The following is a 26002-nucleotide window of genomic DNA, read 5'->3' as shown; positions in this document are numbered from 1 at the left end:
GGGTCGCCAAGATTGCCAATTTAGACGTAAAATTGATATGATAACTCGGGACTTTTAGGATGACGCTGCAGAACAGAAAGCTGCATGAAAGCACCTCCGCTAAAAATTTCTAGCCCGGAAATTCCGGCTGGGGGACTTTATGCACTGCTTTTTAATTACTTTGTTTCGGTCATTTTTTAGGATAACTGCGCAAAACAGAAAACTGCATCTAAGCTGACTTATCCCCAAACCTAAGCCCGGTAGACCAGCTTAGATGCCATTTCTAATCGCTTTGTTCCGTTCACTTTATTAGGACAGCTGTGCAAAGCAGAAGGCTGCACGTAAGCACCTTGGCGAAAAATTCCAGGCCCGGGAATTTCCCGCCAAGGAGACTTACACTCCGACTTCTAACCGCTTTGCTTCGCTCACTTTTTTTAGGACAGCTGCGCAAAGCAGAAACTTCCGCATAAAACATTTTGGCCAAAAATCCAAACCCGGGATTTCTGGTCAAGATGCCTTATGCTCCAGTTTCTAAGCGCTTTGCTTCGCTCACTTTGTAGGACAGCTACGCCAGGCAGAAAGCTACACGTAAGCACCTCTAACAAAAATTCCAAAACCGGGAATTTTCGTTAGAGGAGACTTACGCTCCGCTTTCTAAGCGCCTGGCTCCGCTCACTTTATTTAGGAGGAAAAACGATGGCACAAAAACAATTTCATTTAAACATTTCGCTAATCGATTTAATCATCATTGCGCTGGGAACTGCAATTTATTCATTTGGTATTGTCTTCTTTAACATTTACAACCACCTAGCAGACGGCGGCGTAACGGGGATCACCTTGATACTAAGGGCCTTATTTCACCTCGATCCTGCCTACTCGACTATTTTGGTTAACATTCCGCTGTTTATTATCGGCTATCGTTTTCTTGGCAAAAAAGATATGTTTTACACGCTGTATGGTACGATCATGCTGGCAATCTTTTTGTGGGTTTGGCAGCGGGTTCCAATTGTGATTAATATTCAACACGACTTACTTCTATCGGCAATTGGCGCCGGACTTTTTGGCGGCTTTGGCTGTGGGATTGTCTATCGCTTTGGGGGAACTACCGGTGGTGTTGACATTGTTGCCCGTTTATTCGAGCGATTTAAAGGTATTCAAATGGGGCAAACTTTATTAACCATTGACGTCATTGTTTTGCTATCTTCGTTAATTTACTTGGATGTTCGGCAAATGGCTTACACGTTGATTTACGTATGGATTTTTTCCGTTATTGTCAATTTCACCCAGCAAGGAGCTTATACAGCTCGCGGGATTATAATTATTAGTAATGAATCCAACGCTATTTCCACCGCAATCCAAGACGAATTAAGTCGCGGGGTAACTTTCCTAAATGCTGAGGGTGGCTACTCGCATAATGCCAAGCAAGTCATTTACTGTGTTGTTTCGCCCAGTGAACTCCACAGTTTAAAACAACTAGTAGAATCCATCGATCAAGAAGCCTTTATTTCAATCATCAACGTTAACGAAGCAATTGGTGAAGGCTTTACTTATAAACGGCCAAAGAAATTCCGAATTTTATAACGCTTATTATTTATTTTTTTTAGATATTCATGTCTTCATCGTACATCGACGCCATTTCGAGATCATCCGGCACCAAGTCAATATATTTTTTCAAATAAGTTTTTTCTTTAGTGATGTTGCCAGCTTCTCGGTAAAATAAAGCCGCATGTTTCAAGAAGTTCGGATTGTCTCCCAATTCATGGGCAGCCGTTTCATAATTATTAGCGGCTAATTTGGTCTTACCAACTGCCTGATACGACCTAGCTAAATTAAAGGCTAAATGAGCATCAAACACCTGATCTTCGACAACTGGTTCTAAAAGCGTCAAATTGTCGCTGTAACGTTCATGAGCAATATACCAGTCAGATATTAAAGTTAAGATTTCCATGTCATCAGGAGCGATTTCTCGGCCTTTTAGAAGGTATTTTAGAGATAGGTCCTCTTGGCCGGCCATTTGAGCAATTTGGCCAGCCTTCTGCCAAATTTTTTCATTATATTGGTCGATGGCAATCCCTTCTTGAATCACCTTCAATGCCTCATCAACCCGCTTTAAGCGAACCAAAGCATCGGCTAAATAAGGATATAACGAGCTGTATTGGGGATCAGAATCGCGCAAGTCTTCGAAGGCTTTCACGGCTTTTTGGTCATCCTTTAAGTTAAAGTAAGTAAAGGCTAACTCGAACTTGACATCGCTATTCATATTCACTGGTTTAATTTGCTCTAAATAACCAATTGCTTGTTCAAATTTACCAATTTCGGCATACGAAACCCCTAACCGTTCGACTAAGTTTACTTGAGACATTTCAAGAGTACCAGACTTGATAAGCGTCAAATAAAGATTAATTGCCTTGCGATAATTTCGAGTCGTAAAATAAAATTCAGCCAGCGCAAATAAAATAACTGGTTCATCAGGCGCCAAATTTCGCGCTTCTAAGAGCTTTTGCTCGCTAATCTCAAATAGCTCTTGAGTCTGGTATAAATCTGCTGAGACAAGCAAGGAACGCACATATTCGGGGGAATCTTTTGTAACCTGAGATAAATAGTTAAGTGCTTGATCGTCGTGGTCATCATCAATTGCAATTTCTGCAAGATTAATTTTTAAATTATCATCTGATGGAAATTTCTTGAGCAGTTTTTCGTAAATAGTCTTTGAGTAGGTTGAAAATCCCAACGAATAAAGTTCTTCTGCCAGTGAGTACAGCATATCATCGTCGTCATGATTTAAAGCCAATTGAAACGATTGCTTGAATGCTTCTAATTGGCCGCCTTCAAGCTGATCCAAGGCCGTTTGTGAATAAGTCATAGCAGTCCTCCATTAAGGTATCAAAAAAGCCAGCCCGACAAATGCCGTTCTGGCTTAACAGATGAATATTATTTAACAGCATCCTTAAGCGCCTTACCAGGTTTGAAAGCTGGTACTTTGCTTGCAGGAATTTGAATTTCTTGACCTGTTTGTGGGTTGCGGCCTTTACGAGCAGCACGTTGACGTACTTCAAAGTTACCGAAGCCGATCAATTGAACCTTGTCACCATTTGCCAAACTGCTTTGGATTGAATCAAATACGGCATCCACAGCTGCTGTAGCATCTTTTTTAGTCAAGCCGGTTGCAGAAGCAACGCTGCTTACCAATTCTGCTTTATTTGCCATGAGTGTATTCACCTCCCTCGAAGATAGGTATGTAAAACATCACAAACTTGATTCGCTGGAATCAGAATTGCTAAAATAATACATTTTGTATCATTTCTTGTTCCAAGATAGCATAAGAACGCCGTCATTGCAATGTTTTATTAGAATTTAGTGGTCAAAAACGCCTAATTAACACAAGATTGTCATAATTGAGCTAAATGCTTTACTTTCGGCTTCTTTTGATGATTTTAATTGGGGTCCCAGAAAAGTCAAAATTTTCACGAATTTGGTTTTCCAAAAACCGAACATATGAAAAATGCATCAAATCCGGATTATTCACAAAAACGACAAACGTTGGCGGCCCGGCCTTGACTTGAGTTGCATAATAGATTCTCAGCCGTTTGCCATTGACAGTCGGCGTTGGGTGAACGGCCACGGCGTCCATAATCACATCGTTTAACGCCGAAGATTGAACGCGCTTTTCGTGGTTGTCATAAACCTGCTTAATCAGCTGCGGTAATTTTTCAATTCGTTGCTTAGTAACCGCCGAGACAAAAATAATCGGTGAATAAGCCATGTACTGGAATTCATTTCGAATAAGCGTTTCAAAATCTTGCTGCGTATGATTGGTCTTTTTTAAAGTATCCCATTTATTCACCACGGTAATAATCGCTTTTCCAGCTTCATGGGCATATCCGGCAACCTTTTTATCCTGCTCACGAATGCCCTCTTCGGCATTGATAACAAACAAAATAACGCTGCTTTGATCAATTGCTTTCATAGCTCGCATGACGCTATAGCGCTCTGTATTTTCATAGACTTTGCCGCGCTTTCGAATGCCGGCCGTATCCACCATGGTAAATTTAATCCCATCAGCTTCAAAGCGCGTATCAATTGCGTCACGAGTCGTCCCAGCAATGTCTGAGACAATAACGCGATCCTCACCTAAAATTGCATTGACTAACGATGACTTACCAACGTTGGGCCGGCCAATAATGCTAAATCGGATATCATCATTATCGATTTGGTCGTCTACTTTAGGAAACGCCTCAACGACCTTATCCAGTAAGTCACCGATTCCCAAACCATGGACACCAGAGATTGGCATCGGGTCACCAAATCCTAGCGAATAAAAGTCATAGATATTTTCACGGTTTTCAGGGTTATCGACCTTGTTAACTGCCAAGACAACTGGCTTATTGCTACGATAAAGGATTTTGGCGACTTGTTCATCATCTCTGGTCACCCCTTCTTTACCGCTCACAATAAAGACAATCACATCAGCCTCATCAATGGCAATTTCAGCTTGACTTTTAATTTGGGTACTAAACGGAGCATCACTAATTTGGATTCCGCCCGTATCGATCATTGCAAACTTCGTTGTTAGCCATTCACCATGTGAATAAATTCGGTCACGCGTAACTCCCGGGGTGTCTTCAACAATTGAAATCCGATCACCAGCAATCCGGTTAAAGATGGTTGACTTACCGACATTAGGTCGGCCGATAAATGCCACTGTTGGCATTGCCATATTAAATAACCTCCCTTACTTGGGTATTCAGAAAGAAAAGTGGCTGGGACAAACGCTTGGTTTTGTCACCATCCACTTTTATTGTTCCTTGATATAAAATTAATTTAATTTAGCCGATAAGCTTATTTGTTATCGTCATCGGTGTGCTTTTTGAGTTCGTCACCAATGATATCGCCTAATGTAAACCCAGTTTCTTCTTCAGGCGCATTATTATTGTTAGAACTTTGACGTGGCTTGCGTGCGGCACGTTTTGGTGCATCATTTTTTGGCTTTTCTTCTGCAGGTGCATCAGTTAAAGCTTTAATGGAAAGTGCCAATCGCTTTCTTTCAGGATCAACATCCAAAACTTTCACTTGAATCTTTTCACCGACTTTTAACACATCCCCAGGAGTTGCAATATGTTCATGTGAAATTTGGGAAATGTGAACCAGTCCCTCGACGCCTGGAAATACTTCAACGAAGGCCCCAAAATCAACTAATCGCTTAACTGTTCCTTCAAGGACACTGCCAACAGGTGCTTTTTCTTCGATTCCGTCCCAAGGTTCTGGAAGAGTTTGTTTAATTGAAAGTGAAATTCGATTACGGTCAAAATCAACAGAAAGAACTTTAACCTTAACTTTTTGGCCAACTTTAAGAACGTCTGAAGGCTTATCAACCCGTTCATAAGCAATTTGAGAAACGTGAACCAAGCCATCCATGCCCCCAAGGTCAACAAAGGCACCAAAACTGGTTAACCGAGCAACGGTTCCTTCAACAACGTCACCCTCGTGTAAGGTTTCCATTAACTTTTCACGTTCTTGAGCTTTTTCTGCTTGGACAATTGCCTTGTGTGAAAGGATCAAACGATTTTCAACTGGATCAATTTCAATAATCTTCAATTCAAGTTCTTGGCCCTTAAATTGATTAAGATCATCCACAAAATGGTCGGAGATCATGGAAGCTGGAATAAAGCCACGAACACCAGCGTCTACAACCAAACCGCCTTTGACGGCTTGAGACACCTTGGCAGTAATGGTTTCATCATTCTTGGATTTTTCAGCTAATTCATCCCAAACTTTGCGTGTTTCTAATTGACGAGAGGAAAGGACAAAGCTGCCACCCTCTTTATCGCTACCAATTCTTGATGTTACAACTAACTTAAGCTTGTCACCTTGCTTGATATCATCAAACTTTTGTGAAGATGCGAGCTCACGTTCAGGAACAACGCCTTCGACACCGGAACCTTCGATACCAACAATTAATTGTCGATTATCATCTGTAGCCAAAACTTCACCGGTGACAACGTCGCCTACTTTTACTTCATTAACGCTATTTAAAGCGTTTAATAGATCGTTTTTATCATTATTTGCATTTTCACTCATCAAACAATTCCTCCTTGAAACAACTCTAATCATAATTTTATCTTAAAATCGCTAAGATTACCAGTCAATTGACCAATTACTTATCATTCAATTTATTATTAATGACATTTGCAATCTTGGAGACAACTTCTTGAATCGAAAGCGACGTCGTATCAATTTCCTCAGCATCCTTAGCCTTAGTAAGTGGAGAAACCTTTCGATGGGAATCTTTGTAGTCCCTGGCTTCGATTTCAAGTTGCAATTCATCAAGCGGCGTATTAATTCCTTTTTGAATATTTTCTTTATAACGCCGTTGAGCCCGTTCTTTAACGCTGGCAACCAAAAAGATTTTAACCTCTGCATTGGGTAAAACAGCCGTGCCAATATCTCGACCATCCATGACAATGCCACCGTCTTTTGCAATCACTTTTTGGCGATCGCTTAATTCGGCCCTAACTGCTGGAATGGCGGCGACTGCCGAAACCGAATTAGTGACGTCTTCTTGACGGATAGCTTCCGTCACTTCCTTATCATCAATAAAGACCCGCTGACCACCTTCATCAGGGGTAAACGAAATTTGAGTTGCTTGAGTTAATTGCGCAATTGTCGCCGCGTCATCCAGCGAAATGCCTTCTTTTAACGCCTTTAAAGTAATTGCCCGATACATTGCGCCTGTATCGCAATAGATATAGCCAAACTGTTTAGCGACTAATTTGGCAACGGTACTTTTACCAGCGGATGCCGGTCCATCAATTGCAACTTGTAATCCATTTTTATGCATGATAACATTCCTAACTTAACATTAATTTTCGTAACGACCTGATGATCGCTGACGTTATTTGACCCTTAACCGCTGACCAGGATGAATTGCAGAGTTTGTGGTCAACCCATTCAGCTGTAACAACTCATTCAAACTGATTCCGTGATTGACCGCAACTCGATATAATCCCTGACCAGCTTTGACGGTTGCGTACTTATGGCCAGTTGTCACTTGTGATGATGACTGTTGTGACGCTTGCTTTGCAGTTTGCGGTCGACTTGTTGAACTGGCCGCCGCCGACTGTTTATTTGCTGTAGCCGTTTTTGCCGCGTGCTTGGCGGTAGTCACTGACGCTTGCTGATCATCATCTGATTGCTTGGCAGTTGTTGATGAACGCTTCGCCTTTTTCTGGGTTACCTTAGATTGATCTGTTGAGGATTTTTTTTTTGCACTTTCCTGGCGTACGACCCTGGGAGCTGCTGATTGTTTTGAATCACTTTTAGTCGCACTTTGACGGATCAGGCCATATGCTAGGGCAGCCAATGCGACAATACTAATCAATGCAACTAAAATAATCGTAATTAGATGATGACTTTGGCTTTCTTTACGCAACTGAACTCGAGATAAATGACCATTTTCATCACGATCTTCAGAGAATGTTTGATTCCATGGCTGATCATCATCTGATCGTTTATGTGGGTCGTTTGTATTCATATGATCCCCTCCCTCATCTGGAATATAGACATTCCCATTTTATCATCATTTACGGCAAACTTCCCTTAATTTTTTAATAAAAACAATCGATCAAGGATTGCCCGCCAGTCATTTAACGGTTTTTTTTCGACTGATTGCGTCTGCATCAAATATTGTTGATTGAATGATTGCCAATGCCCCCAAAAATCTGTATGAAAATCACAGCACAAATCCGGGTTTAAATCGTGGATGGTTTCATCGAAATATTGCAATAACAGCTTACGACGACAACCAGTCGTATAAATATAGCGAATCATCGTATTTAATTCACGCTGGCGCCTTAATTTGGCCTGATTAAAGATTTGAGTCGCCTGTTCGAATGATTTGCCATTATCATAATAATACTTGATCACTCGAAACGCATCGTTTTGACTTAGCTGGTTGGGATGTTGGTACAAATGCGCTAATAATTGATTTTCCGGAATGGTTGCGGCCATTAAGTTCAGCTGTAAGTACTGATCGTTTGGTTCATAGAGTAAAATTGCCAAGCTTTGGTGGCCGTCGCGACCGCATCTGCCAATCTCTTGTACATAACTTTGGATGTTTGCCGGCAGATGGTAATGGATCACATAACGAACGTTAGCTTTATCAATTCCCATCCCAAACGCGCTGGTAGCACAGACAATCTCGATTGCATCATTCATAAACTGCTGTTGAATTCGGAATCGTCGCTGATTAGCCATGCCACCATGATAGGCCATGACCCGCTTGCCAGTTTGCTGGGTTAAGGTTGCAGCCATTTGTTCCGCTTGACTTTTACTGGAGAAATAAATAATTCCAGCTCCATTTAGCTGACTGACCAAATCAACAAGTACCTGATTTTTTTCTTTTTGGTTAAGGCAAATTTTGGCACTCAAAAAAATATTTGCCCGGTTAGTCGGCATAATGACTTGTTCAACATTTTCCGGTGAAAAGCCCATTTTAACCAAAATATCTGTTCGAGTTGCTTTCGTAGCCGTCGCGGTCATCATCAAAATCAGCGGATTGCCCAATTGCTTCCGAATCGTTCGCAGCTTCAAATAATCCGGGCGAAAATCCGGTCCCCACTCTGAAATGCAGTGCGCTTCGTCGACTACTAGTAACCCCGTCTCTTGTCGAGAAATAGCGGCTAACACAGTCGCATTAGCGAGCATTTCCGGCGACACATAAATAAATTGATACTGGTTAAGATGCGCCAAAATGGCGACGCGTTCTTCAAACGCCATTGCCGAAGTGATCGCAATCACGCGTTTTGATCCCAAGTACTGAAGCCGGCTAACCTGATCTTGCATGAGTGAAATTAACGGTGACACAATGATCACGCGCTGCTTAGTGATCGCGCCATATAGCTGGTATAGCAAGGTTTTACCACCACCAGTCGGCAACACTGCCAGGGTGTCATGATGATTGAGTAATTGAGTTAAAACGGCTTTTTGACCAGGCCTAAATGATTTAAAATCCGAATACCGATGCAATTGTTCTTCAAGGTCAATCATCATTTTTCCTCTTCTTATCTAAAACTTGAAACAGCCTAAATTCAAAGAATGATAAATCAGGAATCGCCGCTTTAGCCTCCTTGAACGCCCATTCACCAATAATTGACGGCTGATGGGATTCCAAGGCTTGCTTGGTTGGCTCGGCTAATAATCGCGAAAACGGAAATTGATTTACCGGCAACACAATCGCCGCTTCTAAGAGATGCTCATAAACCGTGGTTAGTTTGATTCGTCTACGTGACGCAATTTGCTCAGGCGTGTAATCAGTATTTCGATACATTATCAATGTTTTGTTGGTACTATTGGCCATTGGCGACCTTGCCAATCCGACTAGCAAGAGTTTGAGAGGGCTCGTCGGGATTTGTTGCACCCGTGTCAGCAAATCGGCATAAAGCATTAACCACTGCAACTGAATGATCGTCGGCGGCACCCCCATTTTAGCGCTTAATTGGTCTTCAGTTTCGCCGGAGAAGTGGTGCCCCGTTAGACTCTGGATAAAAATTTCGGCGAGCAGATCGTCATGTAGCTGGGTTAAGAAACGATCTAGCAATTCCTGAAAATAATTCGGCAACTGTCGCTGTTTATTTTGAATAAACCACCGTTTAATGAGTTGGTCGTCAAAAAAGCCAATTGTCTGTGGATAATACCTTTTATTCGAATAACTATACTCTGAAACGATTTGGGTCGCAAAAATAAACCGACTAGAAAATCTGACGACGTCATTTTGGGCGGCAATTGTGAGCTTTTTAATTGGGGGCAATAATTTCAGCAGATTGACCTGTTGGTCGCGACCTTGATTGGTCAATTGAAACGAAAAACGATCAGTCAAAACGATCAAGCCGAGATGAGCTAATCGATCAAGCGCGTTTTTCTCATCGCCGAGCTTGAAATCACGGAGCGCCCCGAAGTAAGGCAGCAAATCGTATTCCAGTGCCCAATATAAATTAGAGACGGTTCGCCTACCCGCTAAAATATTTTTGAGTGCTTTAGCCCGCCTTGTTTGGGTCAAATCGCCAAATAGTATATATAACGTTGATAATTCCATTTTTTCTCCTAAAAAAGAAGCTGAACCAAAACAATTGTTTTGAAACAGCTCATTGATAATTCAATATAATTATTATATACGATTTTATCGATTGACGTTTTGAAATTACTTAATTCGCAAACGTGGCAAAAATTTGCCTTTAATGGCATAAAACAAGCCACCAACGACAATGCCTTTAATTAAGTTAAACGGCACAACTCCAGCCATAATAACGGTTGCGAGCGGCAAACTAAGCTTCAACCCAATCACGTTCATGTAAAGCGGAATTACCGCCGCCCAATTCAATGCCGACATTACAATTGCCAAACTAATCGCCATCGTCGCAATAACAAGTATCACCTTTTTAACCCCACCAAGCTTTGAAGCAACTTGATTAACCAGATAAAAAGCCCAGATGAGTACGACCGACGAAATAAACGAAGACCCAACCCCGATCAGACCGGGAATTGACGCGCCCGTTGTGACCCAATACAAAATGGATTTCAACCCTGCGATCGTCATCCCTCCGACCGGGCCAAACAAAACGGCTCCAATCAGGATTGGCATATCGCTAAAATCAATTTTCATATATGGCACAATCGGAATAATTGGAAACGAAAAGAACATCAAAACATATGAGCAACCAGCTAACACCGACATCTCAACAAGCCGGGTTGTGATGAGTTGGTGATTACGACCACTATTTTCCATTGAAAAAGACCTCTCCTCAATGGTCAATCTTCAAAAAGAATGCCCTGATAATAACTTATCAGGGCATTCTAAATGTAGCAAAATTAATCTTCTGCATACCAGACTTTACTGTCGGTACTGGAATCACACCAGTTCAACGTGATTGCTCACGGTCGCGGACTTTTACCGCCGGTCGGGAATTACACCCTGCCCTGAAGATAAACCAATTATTTATTTACCTACAATATATCAGAAACTTACAAATTGTCAACGCTTTGTATCGGTTATCGCTAATGTCTTTAATTCCTCGACCTCATGCGGTCGCAACTTTCGGTATTCACCAGGCTGGAGGCCATGCAGATCCAAGAATCCATACGTTTCTCTGCTCAACTTCTCAACGGGATGACCAATTTTTTCAAACATATTTTTAACCTGATGATTACGACCTTCATGAATCGTAAGTGAGACAATTGACGATTCTTGGTTAGTTCGAATCAATTTGGTTTTCGCTTTGGCCGTTTTCCGATGATCAATCACCACTCCGGTTCGCAATTGTTTTAAATCATCGTTTGAAACGATCCCCTTTACTTTGGCAACGTATGTTTTTTCAACTTCATATCTGGGGTGGGTCAATCGATTGTCCAAGTCACCGTCATTAGTAAGCAGCAACAAGCCGGAAGTATCGTAATCAAGTCGGCCAACTGGATAGATTCGTTGAGGGACCTCTTTTAGAATGTCCACCACTGTTTTTCGATGCTTGTCATCACTCACTGCTGTAATCACGCCACGAGGTTTATATAATAAATAATAAACTGGGGCTTCCTTTGAAATCGGCACTTCGTCAACTTTGACGATGTCTTTGGCGCTAACTTTGGTTCCGAGTTCTTTGACGACCTCGTCATTCACTTTGACATGTCCCGCCGTAATTAATTTTTCTGCCTTCCGCCGGGATGCGACTCCCGCGTGGGCAATCACTTTTTGTAAACGTTCGTTCATTTAGTCCTCCTTATCATGGTTAATTTCCTTATTAAATCGAGTCAATAAGGCATCACTTGTATTATCATCTAATTTTTCATCGCTTGGCAATACTGGTAATTCCTTGATCGAGTGTAAACCAAAATAGTCTAATGCAAAATTGGTTGCCCGGTACTCTTTGGGGTTGCCAACTTCTTGGCGAATCCCGGCCACTTCAACAAGCCCTTGATTAATTAATCGATGGATGATGGCTGAGCTATTAACACCGCGAATATCATCAATCTCAATTCGAGTAACTGGTTGGTTATACATAATAATGGCAATTGTTTCCAAGGCCGCTTGGGAAAGAACCCGGGGCTTGGCATCGTTGACATAATCATTGACCAAGTCCGCCAAGGAATCTTTAGTTCCAAGCCGATAAACGTCGTCACTTACAAGCACTTGGAGGCCACAATCGCCGTTACTAGCAAACTGTTCTGTAATCCGTTCAATCAACTGCCGGCACGCGGCCGTACTAAGCGCGGTTCGTTGGGCAACTTCTCTGAGCGTAATTCCTTGGTCACCAGCAGCGTATAGTAAGGCTTCAATTTTTGCTAAATTACTCACGGTCATATGCTGGCCCCTTCCCAATTTGAATTGATTGATCGAGTTGATCTTGTTTTAACGTAATTTCACGGTACTTAGCCATTTCCAAAATAGCTAAAAAGTCGGTCACCACTTCCTCTGCTTTATGGGCTCGCCGAATTAATCGATCGAATGAAACAGGGGTCTTTGATCGATGTAGCAGCTTTCTCACCAATTCAGACTGGCTTTCAATCGTAAACTCCCATTCATGAATCGTCGTTGACATCGGCTGGTTATATCCAAAGCGTTTCAAAGCATCCACATAACTGGCCATCAAGTCCAAAGCATTAAAGGGCGATGGCCGCAAAAGTTCCTCCTTTGAAGGGGCCATCGACAATTCAGCCCGAGTAAAACTTTGGCGCCGCTTTTTTTCAAGTTGTTTTAATTGGCCGGCTACTAGTTTATATCGTTGATAATTCAACAGTTGAGTGACTAGTGCTTCTCGCGGGTCTTCAATTGGCTCTTCAGCATTGCTTGCTTCGTCACTTGGCAATAGCATTTTTGATTTGATCACCATTAATTTGGCAGCCATCACAAAGTATTCACCAACAATCTCTAAATTGAGCTGTTGCGCATCATAAATATACTGCATGTACTGAGCCGTAATCTGAGAAATCTGGATATCATAAATATCCATCTTTGATTCCTGAATTAAATGCAAAAGGACTTCCAATGGCCCGTCAAAGTCCGTTAAATGAAGTTCCGGCTGCTTATTATCTAGCATGATTTTTTGACTGCTCCCATTTGGCGCAAATTGTTTTGTTATCAAAGCCGCCAATGATTGTATATTTTGGATATAACGCCTGCAGCTCGTTTAATAACTGATTATAATTTCGCTGGTCAACGCTTTGCGGCGTTAACACCAGTTGATGAATTAATAATTGACGGCCCCGTAGTTCAATCCCAACCAATCCAGACCAGTTATCATTTTGATCCCGCCAAAGGTAAATCATCCGGTTGTCTTGATCATCATACCAATTCATTTCTTGGGTGACTAAATCCATGTTTTGCAGTTCGGAAACAAGCGAAAACAGCCCCATGGCAATTTTTTCATAATCTTTTCGATACTGATATAACATTTTTTGACCTCGCTAAGCTCTGGGATGAAACTTGTCGTAGACTTCTTTTAAGTGTCGGTGTGAAATGTGGGTGTAAATTTGAGTCGTTGAAATATCGGCGTGGCCTAATAATTCCTGAACAATTCTCAAATCAGCCCCATTTTCTAATAAATGGGTCGCAAAGGAATGCCGCAGGGTGTGCGGGGTAACGTGCGTTCGAATGCCAACTTGGTTAACATATTTTTTGATTAGTTGCCAGATTGCCTGTCTCGTCAACTGTTTGCCATGAGCATTTAAGAAAACAAAGTCGGTATTGGGCCGCTTCACTAATAACTTAACCCGGGTAGTTTGTAGATAACGCGTCAGCCACTCAATGGCAACATCGCTAATTGGCACAATTCGTTCCCGATCTCCCTTACCAATCGTCTGCAATAAGTGCATTGATAGATGCAGGTCAACGAGTTTGAGGTTAATCAACTCGCTTACTCGCAAACCGGTCGCATACAAAGTCTCTAAAATCGCCCGATCACGGATACCAAGCTGCTTTGTCGTATCTGGCGCGGTTAATAACTGATTTACCTGTTGTTCAGATAACACATCTGGTAAACTTTGGGCTTTTTTAGGCGAATCCACCTTGAGCATTGGGTCTTCTTGAATGATGCCAAATTGGACTAAATATTGAAAAAATCTTCTTAAGCTTGAAACCGTCCTGATTACGGTATTTCGGGATTTGTTTTGATTTTGCAACAGTTCCAGATAATTTAAAATTAAAAACTGATCGACTTGATTGAAGTTAACCGTTGATTTCTGAAAATACGTCACAGCTGCCATCAAATCCTGTCGATAACTCGTTAAAGTGTTTTCTGCCAATCCCCGTTCAACTCTTAAATAGTGAATATAGTCCATTACTTCATCAATCATGGTATCCCTACTTTTTTAGTTCAATATGACCATCTTCTTGGATGATCAGCTGCTCCTTTAATAAATGACCCAATGCTCGCTTAAAGGCCCCCTTGCTGATGCCAAAGTAGGCTTTAATTGCATCTGGCGTACTTTTATCACTATAAGGCAATTGGTGGTCTTCAGTATGCTCAATTGCTGCCAAAATCATTTTGGCGTCCTCACCAATTTCTTGGTAGGCCCGCGGCTTAGTTGATAGGTTAATTGACCCATCCCGCAGTGTCCCAATTACCCGCGCATTCACTTCTTCACCTAATCGCGGTTCGATTTGGCGCTCATCTGGATGCAAGAATGCCAAGTGATAGTCTTCGGTTAATAATCGAGTGCCAGCCAGCTTCAATCGATAAACCCGGGCTTTCAGATTTTTATTCTTGATATCGCCAACTACCGGTCGAGCAATTGCTGCAAAAATCTCTTCGTCGGCCAAGTGGGCCCAAACCCGGTTCTTATTATCGACAGTTAAACAAACCAACAATTGATCGCCAGCTTGCGGCCAAAGAGATCTGATCGTCGGCAATTCGTCAATCGACAGGACCATATCTTTGTTAGGGAGTCCAATATCCAAAAAGACCCCCAACCCAAACTTTTCCTTCACAACGGTCGCAAATGCATAATGATCTCGCCGGACTTTAGGGATATTTCGGGTGATTTGCATTTTATGATGTTCATTTTCATATGTGAAACCAGTAAAGGCCGCTTCGAGTTTCAGTGGCTTCTTAATTTCTGCCTTATCAAGCAAAAAGGTTTCACCTTCAATTTGGACAAAATAGTCATCATCATTTTCATCGATGACCTTACCAGTCACAACTTGAGCAATTATATTATTCATATTAATCTCCGATCTAAAACTTCTTAATGCCATTTTACACGTTTTATGACCCCTTTACTAGAAACGCTTCGTAAAATGCCGGTCAATTAGCATCAGCAGCTTTCAACCAAAAAAGGCTAGGACAACTAATCTTGTCCCAACCTTTATAATGATAACTTTATCGTTAAGTGTTAGATAGAACTTGAAGCACCATGGTAAATGACGCCGCGATGAGAATCAACCGTAATTAATTCACCATCAGAGATCTTGCTGGTTGCATCAGCAGCGCCCACAACAACTGGGATGCCCATTGAAATACCGACAACCGCAGCGTGTGAAGTCAAACCGCCATTTTCAACAACAACGGCACTGGCCTTTTCAATGGCTGGCAAGTATTCCTTGTCAGTTGACTTGGTAACCAAGATACTGCCTTCAGTTACTTTGCTCTTGGCATCAGCAGCATTCTTGGCAATTACGGCTTTACCAATCACCGTCTTATCGCCAACCCCTTGGCCTTGAACTAACTTTGAGCCAATCAATTGAACTCGCATTAAGTTCGTTGTACCACTTTCACCAACTGGGACACCAGCAGTTACAATAATCAAATCACCTTCCTTAGCCAAGCCGGTTTCTAAGGCTTTCTTGGAAGCTAATTCAAAGATTTCATCGGTACTCTTCACTTCGTCAACTAAGATTGGGTGAACACCCCAATTAATCATTAAGCCGCGACGAGTCCGTTCATCAAAAGTAATCGCCAAAATATCAGCGTCTGGATGATATTTTGAGATCATTCGAGCCGTATAACCAGAACGGGTTGCAGCTACGATCGTGTGAACACCTAATTCTTTGGCAACTCGCGCAACAGACTCACCAATTGATTCAGTCACGTCACTGGAATCAAACTTAGGACGAGGGGTTCCAAATTCACTAAAGGCGTTTTCAGCCTTAACGTCAATTCGAGCCATCGTTTGGACAGATTGAACTGGATAGTCACCATTAGCACTTTCACCAGAAAGCATGGTTGCATCTGTCCCATCAAAAACGGCATTAGCCACATCAGAAGCTTCGGCACGAGTTGGTCGTGGGTTTTCTTGCATGGAGTCAAGCATTTGAGTAGCCGTAATAACTGGCTTGCCTAATTGGTTACAACGCTTGATCAATGTTTTTTGTACCAACGGCACGTTTTCAGCCGGAATTTCAACCCCCATGTCACCACGGGCAACCATCAAGCCATCAGAAACTTTGATAATATCTTCGAAGTTGTTGATGCCTTCTTGAGATTCAATCTTTGGGAAGATTTGAACATGTTCCATGTGCTTTTCTTCCAATAATTCACGAATGTCCAAAACATCTTGAGGCTTTCGAACAAACGAAGCGGAAATGAAATCAATTTCGTGATCCAGACCAAACCGAATATCGTCTGAATCCTTTTCAGTGATTCCTGGCAAATTGATTGAAACGCCTGGTGCGTTAACCCCTTTACGGGAACCCAAAACACCATCGTTTTGAACAGTTACAAGCAATTCCTTGTTTGCATCATCTTTTTCATCAATTACAGTGTCCAATAAACCATCGTCAAAAAGAACGTGGCCGCCAACGTGAACATCATCGTAAAGTCCTGGGTAAGTAACAGCAATCTTATCTTTGGTTCCTTCAAGGCTGTCATCCATTGAAATTCGGAATTTGTCACCAGTGTGATATTCGATCTTACCATCCTTTTGAACAGTCGTTCGAATTTCGGCACCCTTCGTATCAAGCATGATTCCAACGGTCTTACCAGTTTTCTTTTCAGCTTCGTGAACCTTGTTCATACGATCTAGATGTTCAGGGTGGTCACCATGTGAAAAGTTAAATCGGAAAACATTAGCACCAGCTTCTATAAGCTTAGTAATTGTATCGACATCGGTACTAGCCGGTCCTAATGTACTTACGATCTTAGTTTTCTTCATAAGTAAAATCTCTCCTTCGGTTTTTGGGCACCAAACACTTTTTTGTAACGTGATTAACGTCACAACCAAACAATTGGTATCCTTTTAGATTTCAATCGTATTTTATCACTTTTCAGCCGGCTTGTCGCCCACATTTTACCGTTTGAATGCCGTTATGAAAGTATTTTACAAAGATAAAAGTTAACCTGACCGAAATGTAAGCCTTTACTGAATTGTTTGCTTAACTTTTTTAAAGTTACTGGTAAACCACGTTTTGAGGACCAAAAATCGTGATAAGCCGCTCCTCGATTTGCCTGCCTGACTTTAAGTTAAACTTTTGGTCTAATCTCCAAGTCCGCTTCGTTTCTGCCTCATACACAACGACGGGCACGTTACCATGGACTTCTTTTGCGAGTTGAGCCAGACTTTGAAAAATTGCATTTTTATTATGACTGGCATCAATTCGAAGGAACCATTTGCTTTGGCTTTGGGCTGCACCAAGTTTTCTCATCGCATTATCGGCTGGCTCAATTTGATTGGCAACAATTTGGATATCGGTCGTTTTTTCAACGTTTCCTTGGACTAAAATAACCATGTCCTTATGAAGCCACGATTGGTTGCGGGAAAAAATATTCGGAAAAACGGTGACTGACGTTTCCCCAACTTGATCACTCCCATCAACAAAGGCCATTTGTTTGCCAGTTTTAGTTCGAATCACTTTCACCTTAGTCACGTATAAAATAACGAAAACATGGTTCATCCCCACCGTCAGCTCATTTGTCGCTTTTGCATCCAATTGTTTGGCAAGCCGGGAGAAACGCTCGGTGGGATGTCCAGATAAATAAGCCCCCAAGTACTCATTTTCTTTATCTAAACGCGTCATCAACGGCAGCTCTTCTTTATGAGGCATCTTTGGCTCCAAGGCTTTAAACAAGCTCATTGAATGACCACTTAATTCGACGGAACTAATAAATTCGGGCGTCGCTGCGATTAATTCTGCGCGATTAAAAGAAAATGTATCCAACGCGCCAGCGTAAATCAGCGCTTCAATTAGCGGCGTTTTTCGGTATTTGCTTGCCAACCGTGTTAAGAATTCTGAAAATGTCCGGTACGGGCCATTTTGTTTCCGATCAGCAAGCAAATCAGCGACCATATCATGGCGAAGGCCCTTAATCGCATCGAGGCCAAAGATGATCTGGTTATCCTGATACGAAAAGCCAGCTAAACTTTGATTGATGGCCGGGCCAATAACGGCCACGTTCATTGCTTTAGCATCTAATAGGTACTCTTTTATCTTTACGGGATTGCTTTGAACCGAATTTAAAAGGGCAACGTGAAACTCGCCAGGATAGTAAACCTTTAAATAGGCCAGCTCATAGGCCATTTTGCTGTATGCCACGGCATGCGATTTATTGAATCCATAATTAGCAAACTTCTCAATATAGTCGAATACTTTATTCGCAACAGCTTCAGAATGACCGCGTTTCTTAGCCCCTGCCAAAAACAAGGACTTCATTTGTTCCATAACGGCAAGCTTTTTCTTGCTCATCGCCCGGCGTAAAATGTCGGCTTGACCAAGTGAAAAACCAGCCAATTTCGATGCAACCAACATTACTTGTTCTTGGTAGACAATGACGCCATAGGTGGGCTTTAAGATCTCCTCCAGTGAGTCATCTGGATAAGTTAACTTTTCGTGAGCGTTTTTTCTAGCAACCACTTCGTCAATGTTTTGCATCGGTCCAGGCCGGTATAACGCGTTGACCAGCGCCACGTCTTCAAACCGTTCCGGCTTGAGTCGGCGAAGCACGTTTCGAATGCCCGTTGATTCAAATTGAAAGACCCCAGTCGTTTCACCCTTCGCAAATAAGTGAATGGTCTTTGGGTCATTCAGCGGAATGGTTGAAATATCAATGACTTGGCCAGTAGCGCGCCGAATCTCTTCAAGGGCATCAGCGAGGATTGACAAATTACGCAACCCCAAAAAATCCATTTTCAAAAGGCCAACTGATTCAACGTAATCTTTAGAATACTGCGTCATTAACAGCCCATCGTTACCATCCTGTAACGGGACTAACTTCACCAATGAATTATCACTTAAGACTAAGCCGGCCGCATGGGTTGAATAATGTCTTGGCAAACCTTCCAAGGCGGCGGCAGTCTCGAATAAAGCTTGGTTAAGTGGACTATCTGCAACCAGATTCTTTAACTTTTGTGAATTGGCGTAGGCATCACTAAGCGAGACGTGAAAGGCGTTGGGAATTGCCTTGCTCCACTGATCTTGTTGGGCGGTTGTTAAACCAAATACCCGGCCAACATCTCGAATAGACTGTTTGGCTGCCAACGTCCCAAACGTAATAATTTGGGCTACCCGCTCATGACCGTATTTTTGATGCACATATTGAATCACTTCATCACGTTTGTTATCGGGAATATCCAAATCAATGTCGGGCATTTGAACTCGTTCTGGATTTAAGAAACGTTCAAACAGTAAATCATATTTAATGGGGTCAACATCGGTGATGAATAGCACATAAGCGACCAATGAACCGGCCGCTGATCCACGACCGGGGCCGGTGACGATATTGGTTTGATGGGCAAAATTAATCACATCCCAGACAATCAGGAAATAATTATCAAAGCCCATTGAATGAATAACCGACAATTCTCGATCCAAGCGTGCTTCATAAGCCTTCGCGTCATCAATTCCGTTTTGTTTGAGCCGAGACTTTAATCCCTGTTCACACAAGTGGCGTAAAAACGTTCCAGAGTCGCTGCCATCAGGTGTTGCAAACGCCGGCAATTTTGGTTGCTGTTTTTTAATTTCAACATGGCATTTCTCAGCAATGACATTGGTTTGATCCAAAGCAGCTTGTAAATGACTATTCCGATACTCACCAGCCATTTCAGCTGCTGGCCGCAACCAATATGGGCCCACTTGTTTGGCAAGCTGGGCAACGTTTTCGATCTTTGTCCCAGCCGCAATCGCTTTTAACACCTGCATTGGAAAATAATCGGTCGCGTCCAAATAATCAACTGGGCTATCGGCAACAAGGTCCACTTGATTATCCGCTGCCAGCTTACTTAGCATATCGATGACGTTATCAGTTGAATGGTAATCGACGCCAAGGTTTAATGCATCCTCATCAACTTTTAATTGTCTAATTGCCGTCATCAGCTGGGCAATGTCTGTTTGACGGCCTTGTAAAAGTAAATCATTAACCTCGGCTAGTGGCGGCAAAATGATAAATAAGTGATTTAAAAATCCCTTGAGATCAGCCAATTCAAGGTCATCCTTAGTCATTTTGAGCGTTGAAATCTGCATTAAATTTGCGTAACCAACCTGATCCTTAGCAATTAGTACGAGCGGGTATTGCCTGTCTGCCAGAACAATTCCTGGCACTTTTAACGTCAGTCCAATAATTGGCTTCAAATTGGCCTGCAAACAGGCATCGTAAAAAGCCACGGCCCCATACATGACGTTAACGTCGGTAAGGGCTAATGCTTGATACCCACGCTGCTTGGCTTTGGCAATTAAGTCGGAAATTCGGATGGGGCTTTGTAATAAACTGTAGGAACTGATGATTTGTAATGGCACGTAACTCACTTTATTACCCCGCTTTCTATGTGAAATTATACCAAAATTCAGTCTGAAAGTTGCTAATGGTTGTAAAATGTTCCCGTGATTTTTAAGGTAATTTGTGCTAGAATACTTTTGATTGTAAATGTAGAGAGGTGGCTGTTGTCATGAAACTCATTAGTTCAAATCTAGTGGCAATCTTTTGGGCCTTTATTTTTGGCGAAATTGTCGGATACATAGGTTCCAAGCTTGAAGTAATGCCTTATAACATGTGGCAAGTTGGAATTGCTGCTGCAGTAGTGGCCTTTGTTGCCGTTAACGGAATTTACTTGATTAGTAAAGATTCGTAAAATTAACCAATTTGATAAAAAAGAGCTGAAGATGTTTTTCGTCTTCAACTCTTTTTTTCTAAGCACGATGGGCGGCCGCCAAAAAGCTTAAAATCAAGTGATAAACTTCTTGGTGGTGAACTTCATTTAAGACCTCATGCTTCATCTTAGGCATCACAATACTTGTTACATCGTGGTAGCCAATTCTTTTTAACGTGGCCATTGTATCAGCCAACCCCCGCCTGCCACCACTAAATTTATCATGGTCACCCACGATACTCAATATAGGTAAATCGGGATGTTGACAGTGATAGTGATCAAATCGTTTCAATTCATCATCACCTGTCCAAAGCGTTTGTAAGCTGATCACGGGATATTCATGAATCATCAGGGGATCAGCGATTACCTTGGCAATATTTTCTTGATTATTGCTCAACCATTGATGGTGGTTGGGATTCAATCCAGACAGGTTAGAAAGGATGCGACTACGCGCCAATGGCGAATGGTGTCTTAAGAACCACTTGGCTAATCGCAAGCCTACTGACACGATTGGGATATAATTAGCCGTTCCGGTTAAGCATAGGCTCGTCAAATTTTGATCGTGCCGCTGTAAATAAAGCCGGGCCAAAATTGAACCAAAAGAATGACCAAATAAGTGAACCGGCTGATTTGGCCATTTTCTTTGAGCTAAGTGCGTAATTTGTACCTGGTCATTAATTAATTGCGAGAGATCCTTCATCACCCCAAATGGATCATCTTTAGAGATTGAGGCGCCATGACCACGATTATCGGAAATGATGACATGGTACCCATGAGCCGCTAAAAAGCGGGCAAAATCAAAATAACGCTCCTTATGCTCAAGGGCGCCGTGAATAATTTGAACAATCCCCCGTGGTTGTTTAGCGGTTAATAATACAACCGACAGTTTGGTATGATTTTGAGTCGGTAATTGGCTCATGACCGGTTGTTGAACAGTTTCAATCATCAATTAGACCACTTGGCTTTCAGTTAATTTTTCAGGAACAAAGGTTAAGTGATCACCGTCGAGATTAATATGAACGATACTGTGAGGTTGTATTTGATTGCCAACGATCATCTTGGCCAGCGGCGTTTCAACCACGTTAGTAACATAACGCTGCAATGGTCGCGCCCCATACTGTGGTTCGTAGCCATTCTTGGCAATCCAACGCTTAGCCTCATCAGAAATTGACAACTTAATTTCTTGAGCGTGAGTTCGCTCAGACAATTGATCCACTAATTTTTGAACAATTTTTTCAATGTCTGCCCGCGATAATGGCGTGAACATAATCACGTCATCAATTCGATTTAAGAATTCTGGTTTGAACGATGTCTTTAATAGTCGCTCAACCTGTTGCTTGGCTTCATTAGAAATAACGCCCGCCTCATTGGTTCCTTCGAGTAAAATATCCGATCCTAAGTTAGAGGTCATAATCAAAATTGTATTCTTAAAATCAATTGTTCGGCCTTGACTGTCGGTTAGTCGGCCGTCATCCAAGACTTGAAGCAAAATATTGAAAACGTCTGGGTGAGCTTTTTCAATTTCGTCAAATAACACAATTGTGTAAGGATTGCGGCGAACCGCTTCGGTCAATTGACCGCCTTCTTCATAGCCAACGTACCCAGGAGCCGCGCCGACTAATCGAGAAACCGACTCTTTTTCCATATATTCGGACATATCAATTCGAACCATATGATTTTCGGAATCAAACAAGTCTTCGGCCAATGCCTTGGCTAATTCTGTTTTACCAACCCCGGTCGGACCAAGAAATAGGAATGAACCAAGCGGTCGGCTAGGGTCTTGTAACCCAGCCCGCGATCTGATAACCGCATCAGAAACCGCGGTAACCGCCGCATCTTGGCCAATCACACGCTTGTGGAGATTATCAGCCAAGTGCAATAATTTTTGACGTTCGCCTTCAACCAACTTAGTAACCGGAATGCCAGTCTCTCGACTAACAACGGCCGCAATTTCGTTAGCAGTGACAGACTCTGAAACTAACCAATCGGCATGCTGGTCGGTTTGCTCCAGCTGTTTTAATTCGCTTGTTAATTGAGGAATCGTCCCGTGCTGCAGGACGGCAGCTTTGTTGAGATCGTAGGTGTTTTCAGCCTGCTTCAAGTCATTTTTAGCCTGATCCAACTGTTTCTTTTTATCACCAATCTTCTTAATTGCGTCTTTTTCCTGTTTCCAACGTGCATTGAGTGCATTGACTTTTTCTTTAGTGTTAGCCAGTTCGCCTTGCAGTTGCTGCAGCCGTTTCTTTGAAGCATCATCGGACTCTTGTTTGAGGGCGGCTTCTTCAACTTCTTGACGCATTAATTGCCTTCTGGTTTGATCCAGTTCAGTTGGGCTCGAATTCATTTCAACCCGAATCTCGGCCGAAGCCTCATCAACCAAGTCAATCGCCTTATCAGGCAAATTACGATCTGTGATATATCGATCGGATAGCTTAGCTGCGGCTACCAGGGCGCTATCATGGATCCGAACGCCGTGGTGAATCTCTAAGCCTTCAGATAACCCCCGGAGGATGGTAATCGTGTCTTCTACGGAAGGCTCATGCACCATGACTCGCTGGAAGCGACGTTCTAGGGCCTTATCTTTTTCCATGTACTTGCGATATTCATCAATCGTCGTGGCCCCAATTAAGTGGAGTTCACCGCGTGCCAGCATCGGTTTTAAAATATTACCAGCATCCATGCTGCCTTCTGCCTTGCCAGCACCGACAATGTTATGAATTTCATCGATGAACATGATGATCTGGCCCTCGGCTTTTTTTACCTCTTTTAAGACGGCTTGCAGGCGTTCTTCAAATTCACCCCGGTATTTTGCCCCGGCAATTAATGATCCCATGTCTAATTGAAAAATCGTCTTGTCCTTTAAATTTTCAGGAACGTCGCCAGAGGCAATCCGTAAGGCTAATCCTTCAACTACGGCCGTTTTCCCAACCCCAGGGGCACCAATTAACACTGGATTATTTTTCGTCTTGCGAGAAAGGATACGAATAACATCTAGAATTTCTTCATCGCGGCCAATAATTGGGCCCAATTTATTATCACGAGCTGCTTGAACCAGGTCCGTCCCATATTTTTCTAGGGACTGATACTGATCCTCTTGATTCTTAGTTGTGACTTTTTGGCCACCCCGGATTTTTTCAACCACGTTGCGAACCTTTTGCTCAGTGATTCCCTTAGCAACTAGATAATCGGCAAACTTATCACCATGCAGCTGCATAACGGCAATTGTCAATGTATCGACAGCGATAAACGAATCGCCAAATTCATTTTTAACCTGTTCAGCATTTTGTAGCAATTCATACAGGTTGGAAGAAAGTGATTGACCATAATTAACGTTGTTGCCTTCAACCGTCGCAATCTGGTCAATTTCATTGTCTAGTTCGGTATTTAAATCCTCGAGGTTTAACCCGAGTTGAGAATAAATCTCGCGAGCAAGTTCGCCTGGTTGAACTAGAAATTTAAACAAATGCGCAACGGTAATGTTTTGTTGTTTTCTAGTCGTGGCAATTTGTTGCGCCTGCGAAATTGCTTGAGTGACTGCTTCAGTTAAATTATCTGGATTCATTCAATTATCACCTTATCTGTTTTGATTGTCTTATTTAACCTATTAAAAAGGTTTGAAATAAAAATGTTCGCTTTCATTTCAAACCATCTATTGCTATGTTATCAAATTTTTCGAGTCAAACACACTAATTTGACCTTTTTTGACCAATTATTTTTCAGCAAATAATTTGACGATTTCAATGATCACATCCACGGCCTTTTCCATCGTTTGTTCGGAGACATACTCAAAACGACCATGCATGTTTTCACCGCCAGCAAATAGGTTAGGCGTTGGCAGGCCCATAAAAGAAATTTTAGAGCCGTCAGTCCCGCCACGGACCGGAAAAATGTGTGGCTGAACCCCAACGTTCTTCATCGCCTGTTCAGCAACCTCGACGACGGCAGGGTCCTTTTGAATGATTTCGCCCATGTTATAATACTGGTCTTTTAGGGTCACTTTAATCCGCTCAGTGCCCAATTCAGCGTTCATCTGATCCGCAATCCCTTTAAATAACCGTTTACGTGCTTCGAATCGCTCGCGGTCATGATCGCGGATAATGTAAGTTAAGCTGGTGTGGTCGACGCTGCCTTGAAAATCATAGATATGAAAGAATCCTTGCCGGCCTGCCGTTCGCTCTGGCCGGTCAAATTCAGGCAATGCTTCATGAAAGTCAATACCCAATTGAATGGCATTAACCATTACGCCCTTAGCTTCTGCCGGATGAACGTCAGTTCCTTGAATTGTCACTTTAGCCTCGGCCGCGTTAAACGTTTCGTAGTTCAAGTCGCCCAACGGCCCACCATCAACGGTATAAGCCACGTCGGCGCCAAAGTCGTTCACATCAAAATGATCGGCGCCAGTACCGATTTCTTCATCAGGGCCAAAACCAATCTTGATTGTCCCGTGTTTGATTGTTGGGTTAGCCTGTAAATAAGCAATTGCGGCAATAATTTCAGCAACTCCAGATTTATCGTCGGCTCCCAATAAAGTCGCCCCATCCGTTGTAATCAACGTGTCGCCTTTGTACTTCTTGAGGCTTTTAAAAACAGCTGGGTCCAACGTATACTTCCCAGCTTTATCTAAGGGAATGACCGATTGACCGTCATAATTCTTAACAATTTTGGGGGTGACGTTTTCAGCATTAAAATCTGCCGTATCAATATGGGAGATCAAACCGACCGTTGGAACTGCTTGCTCTGTATTAGCCGGTAGGGTCGCAAAGACATAGGCACTTTGCTCATTGGTATGCACGTCGGCTAACCCCATTTTTTCGAGCTTTTCTTTTAGCATGTTCAAAAAATGGGTTTCCCGTTCTGCAGACGGAATCGTGGTTGAATTTGGATCCGAGCGGGTATTAACCTTTACAAAGCTTAAAAAATTCGTTATTAATTCGGGATACTTTGACATCATGCTTCACTCCTATTA

General features: G+C 42.4%; 22 protein-coding genes and 1 riboswitch. Of the genes, 2 read left to right on the top strand and 20 right to left on the bottom strand.

Going from position 1 to position 26002, the window contains the following annotated elements; translation table 11 throughout:
- The first annotated feature begins 675 nt into the window (after nucleotides 1–675).
- Nucleotides 676–1560, top strand: a complete 885-nt coding sequence (locus YK48G_RS00910; RefSeq protein ID WP_203628824.1) for a YitT family protein — start codon at nucleotides 676–678, stop codon at nucleotides 1558–1560.
- A gap of 19 nt (nucleotides 1561–1579) precedes the next feature.
- Here YK48G_RS00910 and YK48G_RS00905 read toward each other — a convergent pair whose 3' ends face one another.
- The 17 genes from YK48G_RS00905 to dnaE form a co-directional block, all read right to left on the bottom strand.
- Nucleotides 1580–2842: a tetratricopeptide repeat protein gene (locus YK48G_RS00905; protein WP_203628823.1), complete on the bottom strand. Its 1263-nt coding sequence runs from the start codon at nucleotides 2840–2842 to the stop codon at nucleotides 1580–1582.
- 68 nt (nucleotides 2843–2910) lie between these two features.
- Complete coding sequence (gene hbs, locus YK48G_RS00900) at nucleotides 2911–3186, bottom strand: non-specific DNA-binding protein Hbs (RefSeq protein ID WP_203628822.1); 276 nt, start codon at nucleotides 3184–3186, stop codon at nucleotides 2911–2913.
- 202 nt (nucleotides 3187–3388) lie between these two features.
- Complete coding sequence (gene der, locus YK48G_RS00895; RefSeq protein WP_203628821.1) at nucleotides 3389–4696, bottom strand: ribosome biogenesis GTPase Der; 1308 nt, start codon at nucleotides 4694–4696, stop codon at nucleotides 3389–3391.
- Nucleotides 4697–4818: 122 nt separating this feature from the next.
- On the bottom strand, nucleotides 4819–6057 hold the full coding sequence (gene rpsA / locus YK48G_RS00890) for a 30S ribosomal protein S1 (RefSeq protein ID WP_203628820.1): 1239 nt from the start codon (nucleotides 6055–6057) through the stop codon (nucleotides 4819–4821).
- Nucleotides 6058–6133: 76 nt separating this feature from the next.
- Nucleotides 6134–6817 (bottom strand): (d)CMP kinase, encoded by a 684-nt coding sequence (gene cmk, locus YK48G_RS00885; protein WP_203628819.1) that lies wholly within the window; start codon nucleotides 6815–6817, stop codon nucleotides 6134–6136.
- Nucleotides 6818–6871: 54 nt separating this feature from the next.
- Nucleotides 6872–7510, bottom strand: coding sequence for a LysM peptidoglycan-binding domain-containing protein (locus tag YK48G_RS00880; protein WP_203628818.1), 639 nt, complete (start codon nucleotides 7508–7510; stop codon nucleotides 6872–6874).
- Nucleotides 7511–7575: 65 nt separating this feature from the next.
- Nucleotides 7576–9027, bottom strand: coding sequence for a RecQ family ATP-dependent DNA helicase (locus YK48G_RS00875; RefSeq protein WP_232365237.1), 1452 nt, complete (start codon nucleotides 9025–9027; stop codon nucleotides 7576–7578).
- Nucleotides 9017–10069, bottom strand: a complete 1053-nt coding sequence (locus YK48G_RS00870) for a helix-turn-helix domain-containing protein (RefSeq protein WP_203628817.1) — start codon at nucleotides 10067–10069, stop codon at nucleotides 9017–9019. Before YK48G_RS00870 ends, YK48G_RS00875 begins: the two co-directional genes overlap by 11 nt.
- A gap of 105 nt (nucleotides 10070–10174) precedes the next feature.
- Entirely contained in the window at nucleotides 10175–10759 is a 585-nt protein-coding gene (locus YK48G_RS00865) for an ECF transporter S component (protein ID WP_203628816.1), read from the bottom strand.
- A gap of 82 nt (nucleotides 10760–10841) precedes the next feature.
- A riboswitch (FMN riboswitch) is annotated at nucleotides 10842–10962 on the bottom strand.
- Between the two features lie 43 nt (nucleotides 10963–11005).
- Nucleotides 11006–11734 (bottom strand): pseudouridine synthase, encoded by a 729-nt coding sequence (locus YK48G_RS00860; RefSeq protein WP_203628815.1) that lies wholly within the window; start codon nucleotides 11732–11734, stop codon nucleotides 11006–11008.
- Nucleotides 11735–12325 (bottom strand): SMC-Scp complex subunit ScpB, encoded by a 591-nt coding sequence (gene scpB, locus YK48G_RS00855; RefSeq protein WP_203628814.1) that lies wholly within the window; start codon nucleotides 12323–12325, stop codon nucleotides 11735–11737.
- The gene (locus YK48G_RS00850; RefSeq protein WP_203628813.1) at nucleotides 12312–13061 is read right to left on the bottom strand and encodes a segregation and condensation protein A; all 750 of its coding nucleotides are present in this window, start codon (nucleotides 13059–13061) and stop codon (nucleotides 12312–12314) included. The genes scpB and YK48G_RS00850 overlap by 14 nt, the downstream gene beginning before the upstream one ends.
- Nucleotides 13051–13416 (bottom strand): reductase, encoded by a 366-nt coding sequence (locus YK48G_RS00845; protein ID WP_203628812.1) that lies wholly within the window; start codon nucleotides 13414–13416, stop codon nucleotides 13051–13053. The genes YK48G_RS00850 and YK48G_RS00845 overlap by 11 nt, the downstream gene beginning before the upstream one ends.
- Nucleotides 13417–13428: 12 nt before the next feature.
- Complete coding sequence (gene xerD / locus YK48G_RS00840; protein WP_203628811.1) at nucleotides 13429–14316, bottom strand: site-specific tyrosine recombinase XerD; 888 nt, start codon at nucleotides 14314–14316, stop codon at nucleotides 13429–13431.
- A 7-nt stretch (nucleotides 14317–14323) separates the two neighbouring features.
- Nucleotides 14324–15184, bottom strand: a complete 861-nt coding sequence (locus tag YK48G_RS00835) for a CvfB family protein (protein WP_203628810.1) — start codon at nucleotides 15182–15184, stop codon at nucleotides 14324–14326.
- A gap of 170 nt (nucleotides 15185–15354) precedes the next feature.
- Nucleotides 15355–17112, bottom strand: a complete 1758-nt coding sequence (pyk, locus tag YK48G_RS00830) for a pyruvate kinase (protein WP_203628809.1) — start codon at nucleotides 17110–17112, stop codon at nucleotides 15355–15357.
- A 235-nt stretch (nucleotides 17113–17347) separates the two neighbouring features.
- A complete protein-coding gene (gene dnaE / locus YK48G_RS00825) occupies nucleotides 17348–20695 on the bottom strand; it encodes a DNA polymerase III subunit alpha (RefSeq protein WP_203628808.1) in 3348 nt (1115 codons plus the stop codon).
- Between the two features lie 140 nt (nucleotides 20696–20835).
- Between dnaE and YK48G_RS00820 the strand changes: the two genes are divergently transcribed.
- Complete coding sequence (locus tag YK48G_RS00820) at nucleotides 20836–21018, top strand: DUF2929 family protein (RefSeq protein WP_203628807.1); 183 nt, start codon at nucleotides 20836–20838, stop codon at nucleotides 21016–21018.
- Between the two features lie 58 nt (nucleotides 21019–21076).
- Here the strand turns inward: YK48G_RS00820 and YK48G_RS00815 are convergent, their stop codons facing one another.
- The 3 genes from YK48G_RS00815 to pepT all read right to left on the bottom strand — a co-directional run bounded on the left by YK48G_RS00815 (nucleotide 21077) and on the right by pepT (nucleotide 25984).
- Nucleotides 21077–21982, bottom strand: a complete 906-nt coding sequence (locus YK48G_RS00815; protein ID WP_232365236.1) for an alpha/beta fold hydrolase — start codon at nucleotides 21980–21982, stop codon at nucleotides 21077–21079.
- A 3-nt stretch (nucleotides 21983–21985) separates the two neighbouring features.
- On the bottom strand, nucleotides 21986–24598 hold the full coding sequence (clpB, locus tag YK48G_RS00810) for an ATP-dependent chaperone ClpB (RefSeq protein ID WP_203628806.1): 2613 nt from the start codon (nucleotides 24596–24598) through the stop codon (nucleotides 21986–21988).
- Between the two features lie 147 nt (nucleotides 24599–24745).
- Nucleotides 24746–25984 (bottom strand): peptidase T, encoded by a 1239-nt coding sequence (pepT, locus tag YK48G_RS00805; RefSeq protein ID WP_203629098.1) that lies wholly within the window; start codon nucleotides 25982–25984, stop codon nucleotides 24746–24748.
- Nucleotides 25985–26002 lie beyond the last annotated feature (18 nt).

The sequence above is a fragment of the Lentilactobacillus fungorum genome (assembly GCF_016860605.1).
In the GTDB taxonomy this organism is placed as follows: domain Bacteria; phylum Bacillota; class Bacilli; order Lactobacillales; family Lactobacillaceae; genus Lentilactobacillus; species Lentilactobacillus fungorum.
Note: the sequence above shows the minus strand (reverse complement) of the source record. Positions and strands in the feature narration are given on the sequence as shown.